The sequence below is a fragment of the Pseudomonas sp. DWP3-1-3b3 genome, assembly GCF_049896305.1.
GTDB classification, from domain to species: Bacteria; Pseudomonadota; Gammaproteobacteria; order Pseudomonadales; family Pseudomonadaceae; genus Aquipseudomonas; species Aquipseudomonas azotoformans_A.
Genome location: NZ_JAFCUA010000018.1, coordinates 22024 through 45483, shown reverse-complemented (window position 1 = coordinate 45483; position 23460 = coordinate 22024). Strand labels below are relative to the sequence as shown.

The window sequence follows — 23460 nt, the reverse complement described above, 5'->3', positions numbered from 1 at the left end:
CCTTGTCGTCTTTGCGGCCTTTCCGGTCGGAAAAGGCCATGGTTCAAAGACGAAAGGAGGGGAGGAACTTTAGGCTTAAACGAGAATGATTGTTATCTTTCTGTTACAGCGCCGGTTTTTCCTGAAGCACAACGTCGGTTGGATTGACCTTTTTCGGCTTGATCAGGCTGAAGTCGATCAGTGGTTTCTGCTGACGCAGGTAGGGGTTGCCGATCATTTGTGGGCGGGCCGTGAAGCTGTCGCTCACCAGGCTTTTCGTGCGGTCCAGCTCTTTGAAGCTCAGCCCGGCAAGGTCCGCCCAGGTGTGAATCAACTGCGAACTGCTGTAGGGCCGCTGTAAATCACCGGCGAAGCTCCAGTCGTGGGTTTCCCGCCATTTTGGCGAGGCATACGCCATGAAGGGAATGGTGTACATCGGCGCCGTCGGCTTGGCTTCGTTACGCCCCAGGGTCGCGTGGCCCGCCGAGTCGAACACGTCTTCGCCGTGGTCCGACAGGTACAGCAGGAAGCCATTGGGGTCGGTCTTGGCGTAGTCCTTGATCAGGCTCGAGACCACAAAGTCGTTGTACAGCACCGCATTGTCGTAGCTGTTGTAGGTAGGCAGTTGATCGTCGGTCACGCCTGCCGGTACGCCCTGGCGGTCGGTGAATTTGTCGAAGGTCGGCGGGTAGCGGTACTGATAGCTCATGTGGGTGCCCAGCAAGTGGACCACAATGAATTTACGCTCCGCAGGATCCGCCAACGCCTTGGAAAACGGTGCCAGCACATCGCCGTCGTATTGGCGGGCGTTCTGGTTGCGGTTGTTGTTGAGGTACACCTGTTCATCGGCCTGTTCGGAAAAGGTCGTGAGCATGGTGTTGCGCTTGGTCATGGTTTGCTGGTTGGTGATCCAGTAGGTCTTGTAGCCCGCCTGTTTCATCACGCTGACAATCGACGGCGTCTTGAGGTACAGGTCCGGGTTTTCTTCGTCGGCGAAGGTCAGTACCTGTTGCAACGCCTCGATGGTGTAGGGGCGCGGCGTGATGACGTTGTCGAACACCGCCAGTTGGTCGCGCAGTTTGTCCAATTCCGGCGTGGTGTTGCGCGGGTAGCCGTAGAGGCTCATGCGCTGACGGTTGGTCGACTCACCGATGACCAGCACCAACGTGGACGGCTGGCCGGCCATGGTGTCTTTCAGGTTGGTCAAGGGCGGAATCTGGCTCGCGCTGTCGAGCATGCCTTGCATGTTGTCCAACTGCTCGGTGTAGCGGCGGTAGGCGACGATCATCTGCCACGGCACGGCGGGTTCGATGCGTGATTCAAAGCGGTCGATGGCATCGTCGAGGGTGTCGCTGCGGGCAATCTGCTTGACCAACGGGTAACCGACGATGCCCACCAGGATTGCCGTCGCCGCTATCAGTGCCTGGCCGCGTGGCAGATAAACCGGCCGCACGCGTGTCCATAGGAAAATAGCCACGGCGGTGTGGGCAATGAACGCCAGTACGATCCACCAGGCGAAATACTGGGTTGCGTATTCGCCGGCTTCAGAGATGTTCGACTCGAACATGATGAAGATGACGCTTTGGGAAAATTCCTGCTGGTAGATGAAGAAATAACCCAGGCTGGCCATGGAACAGGCCCACAGTACTACGCCGATCAAGGCGGCCAGCAAACGCGTGCGGCGGGGGAATATCAGCAGTGGCGCCAGCCAGATCGCACTCATGAAGAAGGCCTGGCGGAAACCACTGAAGCCGGAGGTGCCACTGAGCTGAATCAGCAGTTGGGTAATACCCGAGAAGTACCAGAAAAACACGAATAGCCAGCCAAGGCCGGCCCAATCAAAGCCTTTCGCAGACTTCGTGCTGCGTTCGAACATCGCCATCCAGCGCTCCAACCCGATAATTTTTCAGTCGACACGCAGGGCTGCGCGCAACAGAGGCCACCCTTGCATGGGGTGGCCCTTCGGGCGGGAGTATCGGGAGAGGCGTGTGAAAACTTTGTGAGATTTTCGTAGGCGTAATCTTACAAAGCGATGACAGGGCTTAGCACAGCAGTGGCTGGGCGCCGGAAGGCTGGTCCAACTGGGCTTGGATGATGTGCGAGCGCAGGCGCAAGACTTCTTGCTGCAACTGTTCGCGTTCGTCTTTCAACTGGCGCAACTCGTCGCGTCGAATGGTGACGTAGAGGGTCTGTGGCGGACGATTCATCTGTGCAGTGCTCATTGCTTACCTCGCAAATAGCCGGTGTGTCGCGGTGTGCCAGAACGCTTGAGTCGAGGTTCTCGGCAGCAGTCAGGGCAATTCTGAATTCTTTTTCCGGGCAATGGAACTTTTTTATTTTTGATGGTCGTGTGACTTTTTGTGTCGTGATGGTGAAATGGTGGCAGCTTTTTTCTATGAAACTACATCGATATCCGCCTGACTAACCCTCATTGGCCTCATTGCGCTATAAACTATGCACACATTTTTTTAGTAGTTAGGAGCATCAGCACATGCAACTGGGGATTATCGGACTAGGCCGCATGGGCGGGAATATTGCACGGCGCCTGATGCTCAATGGGCATACCACCGTTGTTTACGACCGTAACGAAGCCTTTGTAAAAGGCCTGAGCGAAGAGGGCGCCACCGGCGTTGCCGACCTCAAGGCACTGGTGGCCGGGCTGCAAAAGCCTCGCACCGTTTGGGTGATGCTGCCTGCCGGCGCACCCACCGAAGACACCATCAATGAATTGAGCACGCTGCTGGAAGACGGTGACGCCATCATCGACGGTGGCAACACCAACTATAAGGACGACGTCCGCCGCGCCAAGGCGCTGGCCGAAAAAGGCCTGCACTATGTTGACGTCGGCACGTCCGGCGGCGTCTGGGGTCTGGAACGTGGCTACTGCATGATGATCGGTGGCGACGCCGAGACCGTGCAGCGCCTCGATCCGATCTTCAAGAGCCTCGCCCCAGGCCTGGGTAATATCCCGCGCACCAAGGATCGCTCAGACAGCGCTGACTCGCGCGCCGAGCAAGGCTACATCCACGCCGGCCCAGCGGGTTCCGGGCACTTCGTCAAGATGATCCACAACGGCATCGAGTACGGGATGATGCAGGCGTTTGCCGAAGGTTTTGACATCCTCAAGACCAAGAACTCGGAAAACCTGCCCGAAGACCAGCGCTTCGACCTGAACGTGGCCGATATCGCTGAAGTCTGGCGCCGTGGCAGCGTGGTTTCGTCCTGGTTGCTGGACCTGACCGCCGACGCCCTGGCCACCGACCCGAAACTCGACGGTTACTCCGGCTCCGTGGCCGACAGTGGCGAAGGCCGCTGGACCATCGAAGCCGCCATGGAACAAGCCGTGCCGGTGCCGGTGCTGTCCACTTCGTTGTTCGCACGTTTCCGTTCGCGTCAGCAGAGCACTTACGGTGACAAAATGCTGTCTGCCATGCGCTTCGGCTTTGGCGGCCACGTGGAGACTTCCAAAAAATGACCGCCAACGGCAAGAAACCCAAGGCCGAACCTGCTCCGCCCACCACACTGTTTCTGTTTGGTGCCCATGGTGATCTTGTCAAGCGCCTGCTCATGCCGGCGCTGTACAACCTCAGCCGCGATGGGCTGCTGGGCGATGGCCTGCGCATCGTTGGCGTTGATCACAACGCCATCAGCGACGCCGATTTCGCCAAGAAACTCGAAGACTTCATTCGCACCGAAGCGGCGAGCAAGGTCAGGGGTAATGGCGAAAACGCCCTGGACCCTGAGCTGTGGGCGCAACTGGCCAAGGGCATCAGCTACGTCGAGGGTGATTTCCTCGACGACAGCACCTACGCCGACATCGGCAAGAAGATCGCTGACAGCGGCACGGGCAACGCGGTGTTCTACCTGGCCACCGCACCGCGCTTCTTCAGTGACGTGGTGCAGCGCCTGGGCAGTACCGGCCTGCTGACGGAAACTGACGACAGCTTCCGTCGCGTGGTGATCGAGAAGCCCTTCGGCTCCGACCTGGCCACCGCCGAAGCACTGAACGCCAGCCTGCTCAAGGTGATGAGCGAGAAGCAGATCTATCGCATCGACCATTACCTGGGCAAGGAAACGGTGCAGAACATCCTGATCAGCCGTTTCTCCAACGTGCTGTTCGAAGCGTTCTGGAACAACCATTACATTGACCACGTGCAAATCACCGCTGCCGAAACTGTCGGCGTTGAAACCCGTGGCAACTTCTTCGAGAAGACCGGCACCCTGCGCGACATGGTGCCCAACCATCTGTTCCAGTTGCTGGCGATGGTGGCCATGGAACCGCCCGCAGCCTTTGGCGCCGACGCCGTGCGCGGTGAAAAGGCCAAGGTGATCGGTGCGGTACGTCCTTGGTCCTTGGAAGATGCACGGGCCAACTCGGTACGCGGTCAGTACACCGCCGGAGAGATTGGCGGCAAACAACTGCCGGGTTACCGCGAAGAAGCCAACGTTGCCCCGGACAGCAGCACCGAGACGTTCGTCGCCCTCAAGGTGATGATCGACAACTGGCGTTGGGTCGGCGTGCCGTTCTACCTGCGCACCGGCAAACGCATGAGTGTGCGTGACACTGAGATCGTCATCTGCTTCAAGCCTGCGCCGTACGCGCAGTTCCGTGATACCGAGGTGGATGAACTCAAGCCCACCTACCTGAAAATCCAGATCCAGCCCAATGAAGGCATGTGGTTCGACCTGCTGGCGAAAAAGCCTGGGCCGACCCTGGACATGGCCAATATCCAGCTGGGTTTTGCCTACAAGGACTTCTTCGAGATGCAGCCGTCGACGGGGTACGAAACCCTGATCTACGACTGCATGACCGGCGACCAGACCTTGTTCCAGCGCGCGGACAACATCGAGAACGGCTGGCGTGCGGTGCAGCCATTCCTCGATGCATGGAAGGAAGACGACGGGATCCAGGCCTACAAGGCCGGTGAAGATGGCCCGGCCGCCGCCGATGCACTGCTGGCCCGTGATGGTCGCACCTGGCATAGCCTCGGATGAGTGATGCCGCGATCCATCCCATCCGTTTTATCCTGAGTGACGTGGACGGCACCTTGCTGCATCCCGATCACCGTCTCAGCCAACGCACCGCCGATGCGGTGCGGGCCTTGCGTGACAGCGGAGTGTTTTTCAGCCTGGCCAGCGGGCGCCCGCCCAAGGCCATGCTGCATCTGATCGAAACCTTTGGTATCGATGTGCCCGTGGCCGGTTTTAACGGCGGCACGCTGATCAACCCGGATGGCAGCATCCTGGTTGCCCACCATCTGCCGGCGGAGGCGGCGCTGGTGACCCTGGCGCTGTTCTCGGCTGAGCCGGACGTGGAAGTCTGGGTGTTTGCCGATGGCGACTGGCTGCGCCGCGACCCGCCAGGGCCGATGGTGCAGCGCGAGGCCGATGGCCTGGGCTACGGGCCGATTGTGGTAGAGAGTTTTGAGCCTTACCTGGACCGAGTGGATAAAATCGTCGCGGCCAGCAACAACACGCAATTGCTGGTGGAACTGGAGGCGCAGTTGCAGCCCAAGGTGCAGGGGCTGGCTCAGGTGTCGCGTTCACAGCCGGTGTACCTGGATGTGACGGCGATGCTGGCCAACAAGGGCGAAGCCTTGAAAACCTTGGCGGCGTACCTTGGCGTTCCCATGGAGCAAACAGCGGCTATCGGTGACGGCGGCAACGACCCGGCCATGTTTCATGTCGCCGGGTTGTCAATTGCCATGGGCCAGGCGGAAGAAACCGTCAAGCGCCAAGCCAACGTAGTCACCGGTAGTAATGTCGATGACGGCGCGGCAGAAGCAATCGAGCGGTTTATTCTGGCCGCTCAATAAGCGTTACGCGTACTAACACGGCAACTTGCGCCTGTCTAAACCGATAAGCGCAAGTTGCCGTGTTGGATTACTTCGGCATTGCCCAGGATTGCAACTGGTAGCCACTTTTATCGAGTTCGGCGCGGGCCTGCAACAGCAGGTCTTCCAGTTGTGCCGGGTCGGTATAAGCGCTCGAAGACAGTTGTTTGCTGCCGATACGGTTGTTGGTGCGGTCGATGACGCTCAGGCTCAGGGCGCCATTGCCGTCATGCCAGGCCACGCACTGAAAGGGCTGGAAGGCACGGTCTGCGATCAAAAGAGCTTCGTTGATGCGGAGCGGGGCGTTCATGTGGGGTTCTCTCTCATTGCCCATTCAAGTGAGTGCCGGCGGTTGGGCTGACCGTGCGGCGGGTTACTTGTACTGATGCACGATGGCGGGGTACGGGTCACATGTTAGAGCAACTATTTTCAACTTTTAGTGATTAACGTCATGTAAGCGGCTGTTTTGAAAGCTGAATGAAAGTTTCGGTGTGGCCTGGAGTTTTTGCCAGGATACGCGGAAGTAGGTTTTTGCCGGGACTTATAGCGAAACGGTACAAGGTACGCGTCAAGACCTTGCTAGTGTTAGCGCCAGGCGTTACAAACCGTTGTTTCTAAATAACTTTAACAATTTTGACGCCAAGGAATAGTCATGGTTGTTACACCTGTGCAGCGTCGCTTGCTCGTGGTCGACCCCTGTGACGACTGCCATGGGCTATTGCCCGGTTTGCGCACCGCCGGGTGGGAAGTGGACAGCTGTACCCTGGAGGCCGTGGGCGACCGGTCCTGCGATGTCGGCCTGCTGCGCCTGCAGCCCTATCACCTGGAGCGTCCGGAAGCGGTCAAAGAGTTGATCGGCCGCAGCGGCACCGAGTGGATCGCCGTACTCAGTCAAGACGTATTGCGCCTGCAGAACGTGGGTGACTTCGTCTGTGAGTGGTTTTTCGATTTCCATACCTTGCCTTTCGACGTTGCCCGCGTGCAGGTTACGCTAGGGCGCGCCTTTGGCATGGCACGTCTGCGCGGCAAGGGCCATATGCCGGTCGACGAACCTGAGCATGAGTTGCTGGGTGACAGTCGACCGATCCGCGAACTGCGCAAGTTATTGTCCAAGCTTGCACCCACCGAATCTCCGGTGCTGATCCGTGGCGACAGCGGCACCGGTAAAGAGCTGGTGGCCAAGACCCTGCATCGCCAGTCCCAGCGCCACGCCAAGCCATTTGTGGCGATCAACTGCGGGGCGATTCCTGAACATTTGATCCAATCCGAATTGTTCGGTCATGAGAAGGGCGCGTTTACCGGCGCCCATCAGCGCAAGGTCGGGCGTATCGAAGCGGCCAACGGCGGCACACTGTTTCTCGATGAAATCGGCGATCTACCGATGGAGTTGCAGGCCAACCTGCTGCGGTTTCTGCAGGAAAAACAGATTGAGCGCGTCGGCGGCAGCCAGCCGATTCCCGTGGATGTGCGGGTATTGGCCGCGACTCACGTCGACCTGGAAGCCGCCGTGGAGAAGGGCACCTTCCGCGAAGATTTGTATTACCGCCTCAATGTCCTGCAAGTTGTCACCGCGCCTTTGCGTGATCGGCATGGCGACGTGGCGATGCTGGCCAACCACTTTTCCCGCTTTTACAGTCAGGAAACCGGCCGCCGCCCGCGTAGTTTCAGTGATGATGCGCTGGTTGCCATGGGCGAGCACGCTTGGCCGGGCAACGTCCGCGAGCTGGCCAACCGCGTCCGTCGCGGCCTGGTACTGGCCGAAGGGCGCCAGATAGAAGCCGTTGATCTGGGATTACACGGCCAACAGGCAATTTCGCCGCCGATGGCTACACTGGAAGACTATAAGCACCGCGCCGAACGCCAGGCGCTGTGCGACGTGCTCAACCGGCACAGCGACAACCTGAGTGTGGCAGCCCGTGTACTGGGGGTTTCCCGACCCACGTTCTACCGGTTGCTGCACAAACACCAGATCCGCTAGGGCGGGTAAACCGAAAAGCCCCGCAACGACCCTTATCGTTGCGGGGCTTTTCCTTGTGTGAGGGTTAGAAGTAGTAGGGGAATTTCAGGCTAAACGTAAAGTCCGGCGCATCATCCGTCATCCCGATAGCCAGGTTCGGCACGATCGTCAGGTTATCCGATGCCGCAATCGTCATGCCCACGTTGAAGTAACCGGCGTTGGCATCGCTGGACACCACCGACTGCCAATCCCCGCCATTGGGCTTGAGCTTGCTTTTACGCTGGATCAGGTCGGACACCGAGAACGACATACTCATCTTCTCGTTGAGTGCGAAGGCAACACCGACGCCCAGTTGGAAGCTGTCGCCCAGGCTGACCTTGCCGCCGACTTTCTGGTTGACGTCACTGCTGATGTCATCGAACGACTCTTCGAAGTTGTGGGTGTAGGAGAACGAACCAAACAGCACGGCCGGGTCGAACGTCTTGACCAGCGAGATTCCCGGCGTGATCGACCAGACACCGTTACCGGTCGGCAGGTTTTCCGGTACATACAAGTTGTCGTTGGCGGTTGAGCGTACCAACTTGATGCCGAACGGTTCCTTACCGGTAGGCGCCTTGACGCGTAGTGACACCACCGCATCCGGCAGGGTGGGGGTTTCATCCAGGAATTTGTACGCCACACCGAAGTTGACGTCGCCGATGGTCGGGTCGCGGCTCACCGACTCTTCCGAGGTGGCATTGGCATTGTTGCCCGCACCGCCGGACTGATAGGTCGATTCGCGGTACACCACCGGCACGTTTACATCGAACTGCCAGCGGTTATCGAGGTTGTAGCGACCGGTCAGGTCCAGCGTCCAGTTATCCGCCTTGATCCTGTCCAAGTTGATATTACCGAGGAAGATCGAGTCCAGTGCCAGGAAACCGTTGAGCGTGAGCTGGCGTGCATCGTAGCGCGCGTAGGTAATACCGGTTTCAAAGCTGAACTTGCCGTTGCCGAAGAAACCGCTGGCTTCGTTGTAGAGGTTGCTCACGCTTTGCGCGGGTGCCGAGTCGTCCTTGAGCGACTGCCCATAAGAACTGCCACCGCCACCGGCCCCGCCGGATGCGGCCGCAGCGCCTGTGCCTGCCACGGTCGCGCCGCCACTGGCTTTCTGGAAGTCTGCCGGGGATTTGGCCAAGCGTTTGGGCGCGGGCGTCGCCGGTTGGTCCTCGACTTGGCGAACCCGTTGTTCCAATACCGCCAAGGCTTTTTGCTGCACTTCGTACCGCTGCTTGAGTTCCAGAAGTTCCTGTTTGAGGGTCTCGATATCGGCGTCTGGCGCGGCATACAACAGGGATGCGGGCAAGAGCGTACTTAAACAGACCACCGCACGTAGCGATAACGATCGATGCATGAAATAAGCCGTCCTTTTCTAATGCGTAAGTGTCGAGGGTCAGCGTAGTTCAATAACCGAGAGTGCGTAGGCCTTTGAGTTGATCCAGGTTGCAGTTCAGCGCCGGGTTGTTCAGGCCGTTGTTCATCACCACATTGAGCTGGGTCATGTTGGAGACGAAGTTTCTATCGCCGGTCAACACGGTGCCTTGCAGCACTTGGCCACCGCCAATCTGCTGGAGGCTACTGCCTTGGTTGTGGTTGCCCTGGATCGCCATCTGCAAGCCGCCATTGTTGGCCGACACACTCACGCGACCTGCTGCGCTGTCACCGGTGACGGTGCCGCCGGCGACCAGTACCTGGCCGGATTGCACGATGTTGGACGGGGCGAAGCCGTTCTCGGTGACGTTGATCCCGACATTGTTGTACGCGGTGTTGCCGTCACCGGCTGCGCGCACGCTTTGGGTCACGCCTGTGCCGGTGCCCAGGCCGGCGCCGCCGCTGACGTTACCGGTGCCCGTATTTGGATTGGTGCCGGTACCGGAAGAGCCCGTGGTCTGTACGTAGAATTGTGGCGTGATGGTGGAGGAATCGACTTGCATGCTGGCCTTGCCAGTAATGGTGTCGCCCACGGCATTGGTCCAGGTGCTGCTCATGACAATACCGAAGCTGATAATCCGCCCTGGCATCACATAACGACCGCGCAGCTCGGCCATTTCCGAGTCCTTGAGTTCGATCGGCTTGAACCCCGACGAAGCATAAGCGGGCATTGAGGCTGCCAGACACAAGACCGTCAGCCAACGGGAAGTGTTCATCTTCTGCTCCTGGAGCGTCCTGCCCCTTATTGCGCTTCTTAGAAGAAGTCGCTCTGGATGAAACCGAAGTCCATCAGCTCGGCATCGCCTACGGGCCTGAACTCATTCAACTGGTTCTTGGCGGTCAGTGGCGTGGGCGGGTCGAGCAAGGCGTTGGCCTTGTCGTAACCTTCACCCAGCACGGCGAATACAATGCCATTCCAACCTTTGACGAAGTCATCGTGTGAATAGCGCTTGTGGCCCAGCACCGGGTCGCCGATATACACCCAGTCCTTGTCCGCGCGCTGCAACACCACGAAGTGCTTGTAGCCACGAATCTCCAGCAGTACCACTACAGGGATCTTCACGGTCACCAGGGTATCTGGCCCGATCTTGTAGCCCCGGGCACGCATGCCGATGCTTTCGAGGTAGCGCTTCATGTCCAGCATGGAAAAACCCTGGGTACGTACCAGGTCCTGGTCTGCGTTGACCAGCATGCCTTTGATGATGTGGTCTTCGTCTACGTCGAGCCAATAGCCCTGGCGCAGGATGGTGGCGAGTGCCGCAGCACCGCAGCTGAAATCGGTTTTCTGTTCCACCAGGTTGGCGAACTTGCGTTCACGGATACTCTCGACCTTCTTGTAGATGACTGCACCGCCAGGCATGGCGGAGATCGCCATGGTGCCTGCCCAGGTCGGGCCGGTGAGCAGCATCAAGAGGGTGAGGGTCGCGAGGCGCATGATCGAATGACCTGATGGACACTGGAATAAAAAAGGGCCTTGTTGCCAAGGCCCCGTTGGATCAGAAGCGCACGCCGCTGCTGCAGACGCTGCAACCTTGGCCTACAGAGAGGCTGTTGCTGGCTTGGTTGCCGGCACCGGATTGCAGGTTCACACCGATGTTGCCGGAGTTGTTGTTGATCGAGTTGTCGGCACTGGCGTTGTTCGAAACGTATTGAGGTTTGCCGCCATGATGGCCGTACCCGGTGGCAGCGGTATTGAGGTAGTTGTTGGCGAGCGAGTTCTGCTCGGTGTTGGCCGCCGCTGCGATGTTTTTGCCATCAGCCGTGGTGATTGCCAGGTTGTTTTTGCCTTGGTTGCCTTGACCGGCCTGGCCGTTGTAACCCACGTTGCCGGAGTTACGGTTAACGGAGTTATCCAGGGAAGCGTTGTTTTGCGTGCCTTTGTTGACGAAGTTGTTCAGGCCGCTGTTCTGGTTCACATCAACGACGGCGAATACGGTAGCAAAGTCGCCTTTGGCGCTGGAGATGGCGCCAGAGTTGTCGGCTTGGTTACCACTGCCGGCTTGAATGTTGACGCCGGTGTTACCGCTGTTGTAGGTGACCGAACCATCGGCCGAGGCGTTGTTTTCAGTTTTGGTGTCGTCATATTTGTTGCCGATGCTGTTTTGTACATCGGTAACCACCGAGGCAACCACGCCGGTAGGTTGAGGCGCAGGGTGCCAGCCACCTGCTTGAGCAGCAGCAGCCATGAGTGCGGCGAGAGCGAAAACCATTGGTTTCAGAGCCATTTGAGGTTTCATGGTGTTTCTCCTTGCTTCTAATTAGTTGGTTAAGTGTTGGTACGGTCTAACTCGTGCTACCAAGCCGTTACTTGATAGTGATGCCCAGGGTGTTAGCCACTCGGTTCCCCACCCCAGCACTCTGGTTCACCTGAATCACTCCTCGGCTGCCGGTGAAGGCCTGGTCGCTTGTCACGACCTGGCGGCTGCCAGTGGTGGGGGTGAGCCCTGAGTCGGTTGCCAGCGTCGTCGTGTTCTGTTGCAACAGGACGCTGTCGTCGATGCTTTGCGGGCCAGGGTTGACGCTGATCCGCACCGCATTGACTAATTGGTTATTGGCCCCGGCGGACTGGTTGATGCCCAATATGCCGTTGCCATTGCTGAAAGAAGTGCCCTCGATCGCCGCCTTGGCGTTCAGGGAAGGGTCGACCTTGCCGTCCATTCTCTGGATATTGCTGGTGGTCGCCTGGCCACCCAGCGCGACGGCGCGGTTGTTGGCGGTTTGCTGCTGGTTGCCTGCGGCCTGGTTGATCATCAGGTTGCCGCGGTAGTCTTTACCGCTGTTATTGATCACGGCGGTGTTGTCGGCCATGGCCGAAGCGCTGGTGAGAAGGGCGAGAAGGAACAGGGAGCGGTTCATTGTTTGCCCCCCATCATGCTGCCGATGTTATTCAGGGGTGCCAGGCCACGCTGGATCGAATCGCTGATCTGCCCCCCCATGCTGCCACTGCCCCCGGAGCGGCTGGCGGCTGCACCGGCACCCAATGTGGACATGCCGTTTTGGGTGGCACTCAAGCCGGAGAGGTTGCCGTTGGGCTGGATGGCGCGGGTGATGCTCAAGCCGCTGCTGACGGCGCCGAAGTCACGGTCGCTCAGTTCGCCCGATAGGGCGCCGAGGATGTCTCGGCTTGGATTGGCATTGGCAGTCTGGGGGTAAGGATCAGGACCAAACGAAGACCGACCGTACATATGTCCCTGTACGTCGCGCCCGGTGACGATCACGCCGTCACCCGCATGGCTCGGAACCACGATGCTGGCGCTGAGTACACAGCTGATCAGCAGTACGTTCATCGAACCTTGAGTGAGTGTATTCACGGCGGCATTCCTTATTCTTCGCGCTGACCCTAAACAGCGCTGTAAGGGATAGAGCAGAAGCCGTGCCGCTTTTTATTTTGTGTGATTATTCAAGGGGTTGAAGATATTGATGGGCAAAGTGATGGCAGCGCTGTTTCAGGAGTGAAACAGTGCGCCCTTCATTTGCTGCTACCCAGCCACTGCGCAAACGCTTCACCCGGCTGTATCACCGCCTTAACACCGTGCGTGACAAAACGATGAACGCGCTCACGGTGGGCGCTTCAGGGCAAGGGCGTGTTAAAAAAACGGACACTTCAGGCATGACAAAGCCCACAACTGTGGGGCAGAGGCTCAGCTTTTCGGCGTTTTACGCGGGATGGCGTTGAGTACGGGGTTGCCGTCCTGGTTCTGGGTCAGATAGACCGGCAAAACCTTGGGCAGGGAGGCAATGAGGTGGTTGACCTCACTGATGTTGTAGATGCCACCGATGCGGATCGCCCCGGTGTTCGCGTCGGCCAGCATCACCGGTTTGGTGAGGTAGCGGTTGATCAGCGGCAACGCGTCGGCCAACGCCAGGTTGTCGAGGATCAGTTTGCCCTGGCGCCAGGCCAGGGCGGTGTCATCAGGGCTGATCGTCCGCACGCGGGGCGTGGCATCACCCTGTTGGTAACTGGCCTGCATGCCGGGCGTCAGCGGCACGCTGCCGTGGACCTGGTCGCTGGCAATCTGCACCGAGCCTTCCAGCAGCATCACCCGTACCTGGTCTTCGTATTTCCAGACGTTGAACTGGGTACCCGTCACCCGAACCTGGCCTGCGCCAGCGTGCACAATAAAGGGATGGGCACTGTCATGGCTGACTTTGAAAAACGCTTCGCCCTTTTTCAGCGTGACCCGACGCTGATCCTTGTAGTTGCTGTAGACCAACTCGGTGCCCAGGTTGAGTTCCACCTGGCTGCCATCACCCAGGGTGACCTGGCGCAAACCATTGGCAGCCTCGAAGCGCTCGTAGGAACTGGGCAGCCAACCGGCTTCCCAACCTGTAAAGGCTGCCAGGGGCAGGGCGACCAGGCAGATCGCCGCCGCCACGGCGTAGGTGCGCACGCGACTGCGGGGTTTGAGCGGCACCACCACCGGCGTGGGTTCGTGGCGGGGGAGGTGGTCGGCAACGTCCCAGATCTCCAGCATCGCCGCGTATTCAAAGGCATGCAGTGGGTGGGAGTCGTGCCACTGTTCAAAAGCCTGACGCTCACTCGTCGTGCAATCACCCGCGTGCAGGCGCATGCACCAATGCGCGGCGGCGTCGGTGATGGCGTCATATTCGGCTTCTGAAAGGGACTTTTCGCTCATTAACTCATCCTGATTTCGCACATTCTAACCTCCTGGGGTAGGTGGCGAGAACAGCCATCATGGCGATTGCACATCAATTGGAACTTATTCTCGTTTGGAAATACCTAAAAGATTCAGGACATTCCCACAATGGAGAACGAAAATGCTGAAGAAAACCTTAATCGCCCTGTGTGCAACTTCCGCACTGCTCAGTGCCGGTGCCGCCCTGGCCGATAAACCGGGGGCGGGCTGGATCACCATCGAGAAGGCGATTGAAGTCGCCAAGACCAAGGCCGGTTATGTCGAGGTGTATGCCGCCGAGGCTGATGACAACGGCTATTGGGAAGTCAAAGGGCGCAAGTCCGACGGCACGGTGTATGAAGCGCGTATCGATGGTGCGTCGGGCAACATCCTGCGCGACCAGAAAGACTGATACCCCCTCGGGGGCCTGTTCAGGCCCCCGGATCCAACTGCCGGCCCAGATGGGTAATCAAAAAGGTCACTGAGTCGGCATTGGCCAGGATGATGTCCAGTCGACGGTCGGCATTGCTCATGAACGTTTGCCTGGCCTCGTTCAACGTGCTGGCGCCGGTGAGGCGCAGTATCTTGTTACGAGTTTCGGCCTCTTGGGTTTGGCCTAAATCCTCCCACGCGCCAGTGAGTTCGTTCTTGATCTTGAACAGCATGGTTGCAGGTGTGAGTACCGAGAGTGCGGTGGTCTGCAGGGTATGTTGGCTTGTGTAAAAGCTCTTGCCTTGGGCAGTCGTGCGATTGATCAGGTCCGCGAACGGGAGCATGGAATTCAAGTAGGCAATGTCTTCCGTGCGCGAAACAATGTGGCTGATCTCATGAATCAGAGTGGCTGCTCGTGCGTGATCTTCAAGGTCAAACGGTACATCAATGTATGGCTGGTAGACCAACGTACCCGTCTTGAAAAAAGGTTCCATCAAATAGATTTTTTTCTCTGCGTCGTCGTCAAGCGTGAATGCGACTGCGCCATCTCTGCTTGAGCGCGCTTTTCCGTAGACGAATCGGCTTGAGTCCATTTTTATCAGGTCTGGCTGGAGCAACCCGTCCATGATCTCTTTGATTCGATCTTGTATTTTTGTGACTTGCGTCGGGTTGAAGTTGAACACGCCAAACATCTCGGTCAGAAAACGGCCGACCCTCGAGTTGGGATCGCGTTGCAGGGCAAACAATGTCAAGTTGCGTTGGCAGGTGTTGGTGTAATACAGCGCAGCGGTGAGCGCCCGGTCAATGGCAAGCCCTTTGTCAAAGCTCAGGCCACGAATGGCTGGCATGCCTACTGCTTCAATATTGATGGAGTCGCGCTCGGCTCTCCGGGTCTTCATGCGCGACCACGCCGGGCCAAAGCGTGGGTGACCCTTGGACAGATCCAACACCCATTGGCCTTGGGCGTTACGCTCGACAAAAGGCCCCAACTCCGTTGGAAGGCTTACGCGCCAGTATTCACCACTGCGTGCAACCGGGTAGACCCGGCCCGCCACTGGCACATAGCTGCGATGGGCGACGGGTTGGGTATACACATGGCTGCTTGAATCCAAACGCAAGTCTTTGAGTGCCACCGCCACGTTTTCAAAACGTCGCATCCACGTGCGCAGGGGGTCCGTGACGTCCAGGGTTGCAATGGTGGTGGCGGGTTCAGGGCCCTTTGCTGTGTCGGGGTCTGCAGGCGTGCTGGCGGATGGCAGCAGCTCGTCTAAAGGGTGGCGCAACGATGCCAGCGTCGCCACGCCCTGGATAAACGTGCGCAAGCCTTCGCCAAAATGCTGATCTTGCAAAGCGTTGGCTGAAGCCCAGAACAGCTTGAAGCTTTTCCATATCACCATCGGGTATTTAAGTTTGCCTGCAACAAATTGCTGTGCCATGGGAAGGCCTTTACGCAACAGGTTGGTGACGGCACTCCACTGTTCCTTGCCGTTACGTTCGAACTGGCAGGCGAGCATTTTCAGTAGTTGGTCGGCATTGTCCTGGAACATATGCAGCAGGATATTGCCCCGAGTTGGATTCGAAGCCAGCGTGACTTCTTTCGGTTTTTCTTTTTTTTGTTCCTCGCCCGCCGATTGTTTGAACAGATCGCGGTACGTCGCCTGCTGCGGTCCGCCCAGTTGTTGGAGGATCCACTCCTGCAGCGGGCCTGGGGTGTAGATGTCCGCCAGCAGTTTTTCCTCGCTGCCATACTCCTTCAGTATGTTGAATGGCGCATACGGTGCGTAAAGCACCAACGGGCCGGTGGCGTTAGCCGCAGGGCCTATCACGTGCACGCCGAGTGCCTTTGCGGGGGTCGCTCCTGGCTTGGCGATCAGTTCCAGGGGGCGGATCATTGCGGTTGCGCCGCTGACGGCATCCCGCGCCACGGCGTCCGGCATATCGAAAATCTGCTGGATAAAGCCCCAGGCCGACGCGCTCAGGCGCCCGTCAAGTTTCTCTTCGTGGGCGTGGCGCAGCACTTGCCAGGGCAGTTGACTGCAGAACAGATCGCGACGTTTTCGGGCATCGTCGGTGTCGGCGGTGAGGTGGGTGGTGAGCAGGTTGCGGAAGATTTTGCCAATGTCCAACTGGCGCACAATATTGACAATCGCACTGCCGTCCAGTGACTTCGGTAATGGGGTGGTGCCGCGTGCGCTGGGGGTGAGGTTGGCAGGCAGCAGGTCAGGCAAGTGGCGTAAGGCGAAGTCGGTCAGGCTTTGGGTATGCCCATTGAGCACCACCCGTGCGGGGATCAGGATGTTTTCCGGGTCTAGCACGTCGTTCGGGAAATGGGCCTTGAGCAGGGGTTTCAAGGCCTCAGCGACATGTTCGCGCAAGGTCGGCAGGCCGTGCAGGTAATCCTGGTTGTCAGGGGCGCTGACGCGGTATTGCTCAAGCAACTCGGCATGCAGCAGTTGGTCTGCGGCCGAGGCCATGCCCAGCCACGCAGGCAGGCTTTGCTGTTGAATGATGGCATTGGCGATCGCCTTGGCCCTGCCGATGTTTGACGGTGCCGTCTGGCCCATTTCTTCGTCCAGGCGGTCCTGCAATTGCGTCGGTCCCAGCGGCATGGCGAGCCAGTTATCGATAGCGTCCAGGTGGTTGTCCAGGTTGCTGTACTGGCGATTGAGCAGCAAATGACTGTCGATACGGCGCAGGGGCCCCAGTTGGTAGCGCTGATGGGGAGGGCGAAGGCTGATAGGCAGGTTATGCAACAACCCAGCGCGCCGGGTGGATTGCTTCAGGCGCTGTGTAAGTGTCGCGCGCAGGGCGGTCAGCGAGTCGAAGGGTTCATGGCCGTATTGAGGCGTCCACAAGACCACCTTGCCCGAGAGCTGCGGGTCAAGGCCGCCGCGTTCCGTCAACACGAAGCAGTTAGCCAGGGCCTTAGGGGTGTCGTGGTCATTGATGGTCACCGTCACTTCAAACGCGTCCGGCAAGAACCCTTGCAGTCCATGGCGGTTGTCGCGGGTCATGCTGTCGGCGCGTAATACTGTATCAAGGATCGCATAGTGGGCCGGGCTCAGGGTGTGGTTGAGCAACCGAAGGTCTGCCTCGCTACGCAACCCGAGCATCAAGCCTTTGACCATCTCGTCAGCGTGGGTTTTGAGGAAACGGCGGGGCAGCGTTCGGACATTGTGTCCCAGGAACTTGGATGTGATTTGCGTGATGATGTCATTGAAGATGCGGCTGTTAAGGGCGTTCCAGCTCAATGCCGCGCCTTCGCGACGGGCGCTGTAGAAACCGATGCGTGGCGTACTGCCTATTAGTCCGGCGGTGTTGGCGAGGCGTTGGATAAAGTGCTCGACCATATTCACCGATGACTCCGGCAGGCGCTCCTCCCTGTCCTGCGCTTCGGTAGCATAGGTATTGACATACACGTCGCTGGCATCCAGGCCCAAATAACGTTTTTTCATCTCGTCATTCAGAGCCTTCGTGGCCAGGCTGCGCAGGGTCGGGTGCTTGGCCCGATGCTTGAGCAAGGTTTTTTCCTGGGCTTGCAGGGCCTGCAGTTGCAGTTTGGCGCGCTCGGCCTGCACGGTCGAAGGCCGGCCATTGTCACTGCTGATCGGATGCAGGCTCCAGCGCCCTTGGGCGTCGAGGTCCAGCAGGCGACTGTCCAGCATAGGGCGTATATCCAGCGAGCTGTCGAGCAATGCGGTCAAATCCACGGTGCCATTGCTGCGGCGAAACACCGTGAGTGCGTGCTCCAGGTTGCTCAAGAGCTTGTCGTAAATCCCCTTGACCATGTCTTCAAATATACCGCCTTCCACCGCTTGCCCACGGACCTGCGCATCGCGCATGGTGAGATACGCGCTGCGCTCCTCCATGGACAGGAAGTTCGACAACTCGTCCTTATGCCCGGCGGCCTTGAGCATGCTCAGCAGGGTGTCGTTCAGATCGACAACGTCCTTGAACACTTGCAAGCCCTGTGACTGGCTGTACAGGTAGGCATGTTTGTCAGTGACCAGTAGGGTGGCGGCGAGCTCCACATAATGCTGGTAGGGCGCGTAAAACCTGATCTTTTCGAAGCGCAAGCTTTTGTCCCAAGCGCTTCGTGCCGCCTGGTCTGGAAGAAACACGGCGAGCAGACGGTGAGCCTCCTCCGAGGACAGCGCGTGACTTCCAGCCTGGCGCATAAACAGCATTTGTGCGCGTAGTTTGTCGCTCATTACCTGAGTGAACAGCTCCATGCGCGATTGTTGCGCACCCGAAGGACCTTTATCGATGGGTGTGTTCCACCAGGTATTGAGCTGCGCGCCGAGTAATTTAGACAGGAGACTGGCGCCTAGCTGAACCAACTTCTCCCAGTTAGCCAGGTCTTTTTTACGCTGGGCTGCGGTAAAACCGCTGGTGTCATGCTTGGGGGTGACGAAAGTGCGTGTACGATCTGCGGGCCATGCGTTCTTGGCGTAATACTCAAGAAAGGTTTCAAAAAGGCTGGCCGAGCCTATCCAGCGGGGCACGCCGTTATCGTTGTCCGGCGTTGATGGCATGAAGCTGTTGACCCGAGTGTCTTCAAGATTGAGGCCGCGAATACCGGGGATCGTCATACCCATGGAGCCAAGCGCTACGCCGAGCATTTCGGGTAGCTTAGGGAGGGTGCGTAACTCTTTTAGCACGCGCTGTAGATCCATGGCCTGATTGGCCCTGATGGCTTGTTCCTGGGCTTCGAATACAGCGTATTTGATCGTGGCAGTGGTGAGGGTAAAGGGGGTGTCATGGGTAAGTTCATTGCGTTGCTCGATTGATAAAAAATGTTTTAAATCAATGCATAACAACGGATTTCTCAAGCGTCGCGTGATCTCTGCCAGGCAACCGTCACGCTGGTCGAAAACCTCGATTCCGGCGTAAGGGGTGTACAGCACGGTTTTTTTGCCCTCAGGGCTTGCGCTCATCATGAGCGCTCCGGCCAGTGCAATGTCGGGCTTGCGGGGTCTTTGCAATAGAAGCGTTTCCACGATCATTGGCGTGTCGCGGTCCTGGTGCGCACTATCGCTGGGGACAAAGAGGGTTCCCAGCCAGTTGACATCCTTGAGGGTCAAGCCGAGTAAACGCTCTCGGTCGGTGGGCTGCGTTCTTGTAGTCGAGCCTAGGTACTCATCGAAAAAATAGGGGGGGCTTACGTGTGTCATGGGCTGCTCTCTGCTTGCACCGGGGGCTGGCGCGGAAATGAGCATCACGTTAAGCGGCGGCGAGGCTGTGGTTGCGGTAGATAGCTGGTGCAAAAACGAGCGGTCCGGCAAAGTCGATTGACAGCATGCCGAGGCCGCGTTGTTTAATCACAGGCTTAGTTTCTCGTCTTGTCGCCCCTTCCAATCATAATTCGGAGCTTCAGATGTCTACGCCGTCCAAGGTCAGTGAAGGTTCCAGTGTCTCTATAGGCTTCAGTACGCTGGTAGCCTTGCTGCAACAAGTGTTCGTGCGCCATGGCACCTCGCCGGAGGTGGCGGCCATCCTTGCCAATAACTGCGCCAGCGCCGAGCGTGACGGCGCCCACAGCCACGGCATTTTCCGTATTCCTGGCTATATCAGCACGCTGGCCAGTGGCTGGGTCAATGGCTGCGCCGTCCCCCAGGTCACGGATGTTGCGTCAGGGTTCCTGCGGGTGGATGCCGGTAATGGCTTTGCCCAGCCGGCGCTGGAAGCTGCCCGACCATTGTTGGTGGAAAAAGCCCGTAGCGCCGGTATTGCGCTGTTGGCGATCCACAACTCCCATCACTTTGCGGCCTTGTGGCCAGACGTCGAGCCCTTCGCTGAACAAGGGTTGGTGGCGTTGAGCGTGGTCAACAGCATGACCTGCGTGGTGCCCCATGGCGCCGACCGTCCGTTGTTTGGCACTAACCCGATTGCCTTCGCCGCACCCCGCGCCGACGGCTTGCCCATTGTGTTCGACCTGGCCACCAGTGCCATCGCCCATGGCGACGTGCAGATTGCCGCACGCAAGGGCGAGCGTCTTCCGCCGGGCATGGGCGTGGATGGCTTGGGCCAGCCGACGCAAGACCCCAAGGCCATTCTCGAGGGTGGCGCGCTGTTGCCATTTGGCGGGCACAAGGGCTCGGCGTTGTCGATGATGGTCGAATTACTGGCAGCGGCACTGACGGGAGGCAACTTCTCGTTTGAGTTCAATTGGGCCGATCATCCGGGGGCGCGTACGCCTTGGACTGGCCAACTGCTGATCGTCATCGACCCCAGCAAAACCAGCGGTCAGGTGTTTGCCGAGCGCAGCCAGGAGCTGGTGCGGCAGATGCATGCGGCGGGGTTGCGGCGGTTACCGGGGGATCGTCGGCATCGCGCCAGGGCGAGGGCCGAGCAGGAAGGGATAGTGGTGAACGCTGACGAATTACAGCACTTGCGCGACCTGGCAAACGCCTAAAAAAGGGCTGCGCACTGGGCGCAGCCTTTTGTACTCAGTTGCGACGACCCAGCAACAGGCCGACCACCAGGCCAAAACCAGCGGAAATCGCCACGGTCTGCCAAGGGTGGCCACCGATATAGGTTTCGGTGGCATCCACCACCGGCTTGCTGCGTTCGCGTACGCTGGAGACCGAGTCCAGGGCTTGCTTGAGTTTGATAGCGACCTGTTCGCGCAGGGTTTCGCCTTCTTCGCCCACCAGGGAGGCGCTGCTTTTGAGCAATTTGTCCGATTCTTCGATCAACGCCGTCAGTTCACTGAACGCTTGATCCTTGATTTGATCTTCGACGGCTTGGGCGGCAGATTTGCGGGCCATTGTGTGACTCCTTGCAGGTGAATGTGACAGTGAACAATGGAGTGTCGGGCCTCGGCAAAAGTTGCAGTTTTTTTGCCGGCCGGCGCTTTTGCGCAAAATCCGAATCAGGAATTTTCGACCTACAGTGTAAGATGTCGCCTATTTGTGCAGCAGGTAATTCAACATGAGCTTCAATCTGGCCAACAAAACCCTCGCCGAACGCGCCGAGCTGGAAGATGAAAAGTCCCGCCTCTACGACCTGTGGCAAACCAACCTGGGCAAGGCCAAGGGCGAAGCGGCACGCTTGTTCGGCGAGCGCGCCAAGCGCAAGGGCAAATGGGCTGAATGGGTACGTGCAGAACTCGACGGCATGTCGCCGCCGGAGTTTTCCAACATGGTGCGCAGTGAAGTCAACAAGTTGATGGTCGCCGCTAAATAAAACTCGCCACAATCGCTTCACGCACCTTGAGCAACAGTGGGTCCAATTGCGCCTGGGTGCGCCAGCCCAGCTCCACCGGGTAGCGCGGTAGCGCCAGCGGGCAGGGCAGTACCCGCAGGCCCGTCATTTCGGCGATAGCCAAGGCCGCATGCCCGGGAATGGTCGCCACGGCCTGGCTGCCCTTGAGCAGAAAGGGCAGCGCGGCGAAGTGGCTGGTGGAGGCGCAGACCTGGCGGCTCAACCCTTGCGCCGCCAAACCTTCGTCGGTAATCCCGATAAACCCACCGGACGACACCAGCACATGCTCGCGTGTGACGAACTCGGCCAGGCTGATGCTGGCCTGGTCCGAGTCCACCAGGCAGCGATAATCGCCTGCTCCCAGCACATGGCGGCTCAGTCGGCCGTGGGCAAAACCTCCGGCGGTGATCGCCAGGTCCAGGGTGCGGTCGAGCAGGGCGCCTGCGACGATCTGGCTGTGGGTCTGACGGAAGATCACCCGCAGTTTCGGCGCACGTTGAGCGATGGCCTCGATCAGCCGGCGACCGTAGGCAATTTCGAAATCATCCGACAGCCCCAGCACTACGGAGCGCCCCTGATAGTGCTGATTGTTCGGGTCGACCATGGCCAGGCTCTGCCGACAGCGATCCAGTGCCTCACTGATCAGCGGTTTCAATTGGTTGGCCCGCAAGGTCGGCGCCAGGCCGCGCCCGGTGCGCACGAACAATTGATCGCCATACACCTCGCGCAAGCGCCGCAACCCCGCGCTGATGGCCGATTGCGTCACGCCCAGGCGCAAGGCGGCCCGGCTGGCGCTGGACTCGTCATGTAAAGCTTCGAAGGTTTTCAGCAGGTTGAGATCGACCTGGGCGATATTGATTTGGCTCATATCATTCAGCACTGAAGTGGGCTTTATTCATGATCGAGGCTGGCGGGAGAATGGGCAACCCCTGACTTTGGAGTAATCCTGATGCCTGTTTCCACTGTGGCCGCGTTGCAAATCGGTTCCTTGTCTGGCGGCAAGGCTGAAACCCTGGCGCAAATACTGGGTTATGAAGACGAAATTGCCCGTAGCGGTGCGCAATTGGTGGTCATGCCGGAGGCGTTGCTCGGTGGCTATCCCAAGGGCGAAGGGTTCGGCACGCAGCTGGGTTATCGCCTGCCGGAAGGGCGTGAAGCCTTTGCCCGCTATTTTGCCAATGCTATCGATGTGCCAGGCCCCGAAACGCAGGCGCTGGCCGGGTTGTCGGCGCGCACCGGCGCCAGCCTGGTTCTGGGTGTGATCGAGCGCAGCGGTAGCACGCTGTATTGCACGGTCCTTTATTTCGAGCCGGCGGGCGGGCTGGTGACCAAGCACCGCAAATTGATGCCCACCGGCACCGAACGGCTGATCTGGGGCAAGGGCGACGGTTCAACCCTGCCGGTGATCGATACGGCTGTGGGGCGTGTCGGCGGCGCCGTGTGCTGGGAAAACATGATGCCGTTGCTGCGCACCGCGATGTACGCCAAGGGCGTCGAGGTGTGGTGCGCGCCGACGGTGGACGAGCGCGAAATGTGGCAGGTGAGCATGCGCCATGTGGCCCATGAAGGACGTTGCTTTGTGGTGAGTGCGTGCCAGGTGCAGGCGTCGCCCGAGGCGCTGGGCGTGGAAGTGGCTAATTGGCCGGCGCAAAGGCCGTTGATTGCCGGTGGCAGTGTGATTATCGGGCCGATGGGCGATGTATTGGCCGGGCCGTTGCTGGGCGAGGCGGGGTTGTTGACCGCGCAGATCGATACCGACGAGTTGGTGCGGGCGCGGTATGACTATGACGTGGTGGGGCACTACGCCCGGCCGGATGTATTTGAATTGGTCGTAGACGAACGCGAAAAGCCCGGAGTCCGCTTCATCACTGACTGAAGCAGGGATTAAAAATGTGGGAGCTGGCTTGTCGGGCCGCCGCATCGCTGCGATAGCGGAGCATCAGCC

21 protein-coding genes are annotated in these 23460 nt (G+C 58.9%); 8 read left to right on the top strand and 13 right to left on the bottom strand.

Annotation, left to right across the window (positions count from 1 at the left end; genetic code table 11):
- Positions 1 to 103: 103 nt before the first annotated feature.
- A complete protein-coding gene (locus ACP7BX_RS30145) occupies positions 104 to 1861 on the bottom strand; it encodes a phosphoethanolamine transferase CptA (RefSeq protein ID WP_177114228.1) in 1758 nt (585 codons plus the stop codon).
- Positions 1862 to 2021: 160 nt separating this feature from the next.
- The gene (locus ACP7BX_RS30140) at positions 2022 to 2201 is read right to left on the bottom strand and encodes a DUF6026 family protein (RefSeq protein WP_269133913.1); all 180 of its coding nucleotides are present in this window, start codon (positions 2199 to 2201) and stop codon (positions 2022 to 2024) included.
- A 269-nt stretch (positions 2202 to 2470) separates the two neighbouring features.
- Between ACP7BX_RS30140 and gnd the strand changes: the two genes are divergently transcribed.
- From gnd to ACP7BX_RS30125, 3 genes are read left to right on the top strand one after another with little or no spacing between them, the layout of a single operon-like run.
- Entirely contained in the window at positions 2471 to 3454 is a 984-nt protein-coding gene (gene gnd / locus ACP7BX_RS30135) for a phosphogluconate dehydrogenase (NAD(+)-dependent, decarboxylating) (RefSeq protein ID WP_314532078.1), read from the top strand.
- Entirely contained in the window at positions 3451 to 4974 is a 1524-nt protein-coding gene (zwf, locus tag ACP7BX_RS30130; protein WP_426130208.1) for a glucose-6-phosphate dehydrogenase, read from the top strand. The genes gnd and zwf overlap by 4 nt, the downstream gene beginning before the upstream one ends.
- The gene (locus ACP7BX_RS30125; RefSeq protein WP_314532082.1) at positions 4971 to 5795 is read left to right on the top strand and encodes an HAD family hydrolase; all 825 of its coding nucleotides are present in this window, start codon (positions 4971 to 4973) and stop codon (positions 5793 to 5795) included. Before zwf ends, ACP7BX_RS30125 begins: the two co-directional genes overlap by 4 nt.
- Before the next feature lie 67 nt (positions 5796 to 5862).
- On the opposite strand, the gene ACP7BX_RS30120 is transcribed toward ACP7BX_RS30125, so the two are convergent.
- Positions 5863 to 6123, bottom strand: coding sequence for a hypothetical protein (locus ACP7BX_RS30120; RefSeq protein WP_033897462.1), 261 nt, complete (start codon positions 6121 to 6123; stop codon positions 5863 to 5865).
- A 342-nt stretch (positions 6124 to 6465) separates the two neighbouring features.
- Between ACP7BX_RS30120 and ACP7BX_RS30115 the strand changes: the two genes are divergently transcribed.
- Positions 6466 to 7791 (top strand): sigma-54 dependent transcriptional regulator, encoded by a 1326-nt coding sequence (locus ACP7BX_RS30115; protein WP_016979412.1) that lies wholly within the window; start codon positions 6466 to 6468, stop codon positions 7789 to 7791.
- Between the two features lie 64 nt (positions 7792 to 7855).
- Here the strand turns inward: ACP7BX_RS30115 and ACP7BX_RS30110 are convergent, their stop codons facing one another.
- From ACP7BX_RS30110 to ACP7BX_RS30080, 7 genes are all read right to left on the bottom strand, one after another.
- Entirely contained in the window at positions 7856 to 9163 is a 1308-nt protein-coding gene (locus ACP7BX_RS30110) for a transporter (RefSeq protein WP_061436516.1), read from the bottom strand.
- 49 nt (positions 9164 to 9212) lie between these two features.
- Positions 9213 to 9956: a hypothetical protein gene (locus ACP7BX_RS30105; protein ID WP_426130211.1), complete on the bottom strand. Its 744-nt coding sequence runs from the start codon at positions 9954 to 9956 to the stop codon at positions 9213 to 9215.
- 38 nt (positions 9957 to 9994) lie between these two features.
- On the bottom strand, positions 9995 to 10675 hold the full coding sequence (locus ACP7BX_RS30100; RefSeq protein WP_177114218.1) for a C39 family peptidase: 681 nt from the start codon (positions 10673 to 10675) through the stop codon (positions 9995 to 9997).
- A gap of 61 nt (positions 10676 to 10736) precedes the next feature.
- Positions 10737 to 11477 carry a hypothetical protein gene (locus ACP7BX_RS30095; RefSeq protein WP_426130213.1) on the bottom strand — a complete coding sequence of 247 codons (741 nt, stop codon included), beginning with the start codon at positions 11475 to 11477 and terminating at the stop codon, positions 10737 to 10739.
- Between the two features lie 67 nt (positions 11478 to 11544).
- Positions 11545 to 12096 (bottom strand): adhesin, encoded by a 552-nt coding sequence (locus tag ACP7BX_RS30090; RefSeq protein WP_426130215.1) that lies wholly within the window; start codon positions 12094 to 12096, stop codon positions 11545 to 11547.
- Positions 12093 to 12551 carry a hypothetical protein gene (locus tag ACP7BX_RS30085; protein WP_426130217.1) on the bottom strand — a complete coding sequence of 153 codons (459 nt, stop codon included), beginning with the start codon at positions 12549 to 12551 and terminating at the stop codon, positions 12093 to 12095. Before ACP7BX_RS30085 ends, ACP7BX_RS30090 begins: the two co-directional genes overlap by 4 nt.
- Positions 12552 to 12881: 330 nt before the next feature.
- On the bottom strand, positions 12882 to 13877 hold the full coding sequence (locus ACP7BX_RS30080; protein ID WP_426130219.1) for a FecR family protein: 996 nt from the start codon (positions 13875 to 13877) through the stop codon (positions 12882 to 12884).
- 142 nt (positions 13878 to 14019) lie between these two features.
- Here ACP7BX_RS30080 and ACP7BX_RS30075 point away from each other — a divergent pair, with 142 nt between their 5' ends.
- Positions 14020 to 14289: a PepSY domain-containing protein gene (locus ACP7BX_RS30075; protein ID WP_033900369.1), complete on the top strand. Its 270-nt coding sequence runs from the start codon at positions 14020 to 14022 to the stop codon at positions 14287 to 14289.
- A 19-nt stretch (positions 14290 to 14308) separates the two neighbouring features.
- Here ACP7BX_RS30075 and ACP7BX_RS30070 read toward each other — a convergent pair whose 3' ends face one another.
- Positions 14309 to 19246 (bottom strand): dermonecrotic toxin domain-containing protein, encoded by a 4938-nt coding sequence (locus tag ACP7BX_RS30070; protein WP_426161322.1) that lies wholly within the window; start codon positions 19244 to 19246, stop codon positions 14309 to 14311.
- A 440-nt stretch (positions 19247 to 19686) separates the two neighbouring features.
- On the opposite strand from ACP7BX_RS30070, the gene ACP7BX_RS30065 reads away from it, so the two are divergent.
- The gene (locus ACP7BX_RS30065) at positions 19687 to 20724 is read left to right on the top strand and encodes an Ldh family oxidoreductase (RefSeq protein WP_269133924.1); all 1038 of its coding nucleotides are present in this window, start codon (positions 19687 to 19689) and stop codon (positions 20722 to 20724) included.
- A gap of 34 nt (positions 20725 to 20758) precedes the next feature.
- On the opposite strand, the gene ACP7BX_RS30060 is transcribed toward ACP7BX_RS30065, so the two are convergent.
- Positions 20759 to 21079: a DUF883 family protein gene (locus ACP7BX_RS30060; protein ID WP_269133925.1), complete on the bottom strand. Its 321-nt coding sequence runs from the start codon at positions 21077 to 21079 to the stop codon at positions 20759 to 20761.
- Between the two features lie 163 nt (positions 21080 to 21242).
- Between ACP7BX_RS30060 and ACP7BX_RS30055 the strand changes: the two genes are divergently transcribed.
- Positions 21243 to 21497: a hypothetical protein gene (locus tag ACP7BX_RS30055; protein ID WP_426130224.1), complete on the top strand. Its 255-nt coding sequence runs from the start codon at positions 21243 to 21245 to the stop codon at positions 21495 to 21497.
- Here the strand turns inward: ACP7BX_RS30055 and ACP7BX_RS30050 are convergent.
- Complete coding sequence (locus ACP7BX_RS30050; protein WP_426130226.1) at positions 21490 to 22383, bottom strand: LysR substrate-binding domain-containing protein; 894 nt, start codon at positions 22381 to 22383, stop codon at positions 21490 to 21492. The two genes, ACP7BX_RS30055 and ACP7BX_RS30050, sit on opposite strands and share 8 nt — an antisense overlap.
- 81 nt (positions 22384 to 22464) lie before the next feature.
- Between ACP7BX_RS30050 and ACP7BX_RS30045 the strand changes: the two genes are divergently transcribed.
- Complete coding sequence (locus tag ACP7BX_RS30045) at positions 22465 to 23391, top strand: carbon-nitrogen hydrolase family protein (RefSeq protein WP_426130228.1); 927 nt, start codon at positions 22465 to 22467, stop codon at positions 23389 to 23391.
- The last annotated feature ends 69 nt before the right edge of the window (positions 23392 to 23460 follow it).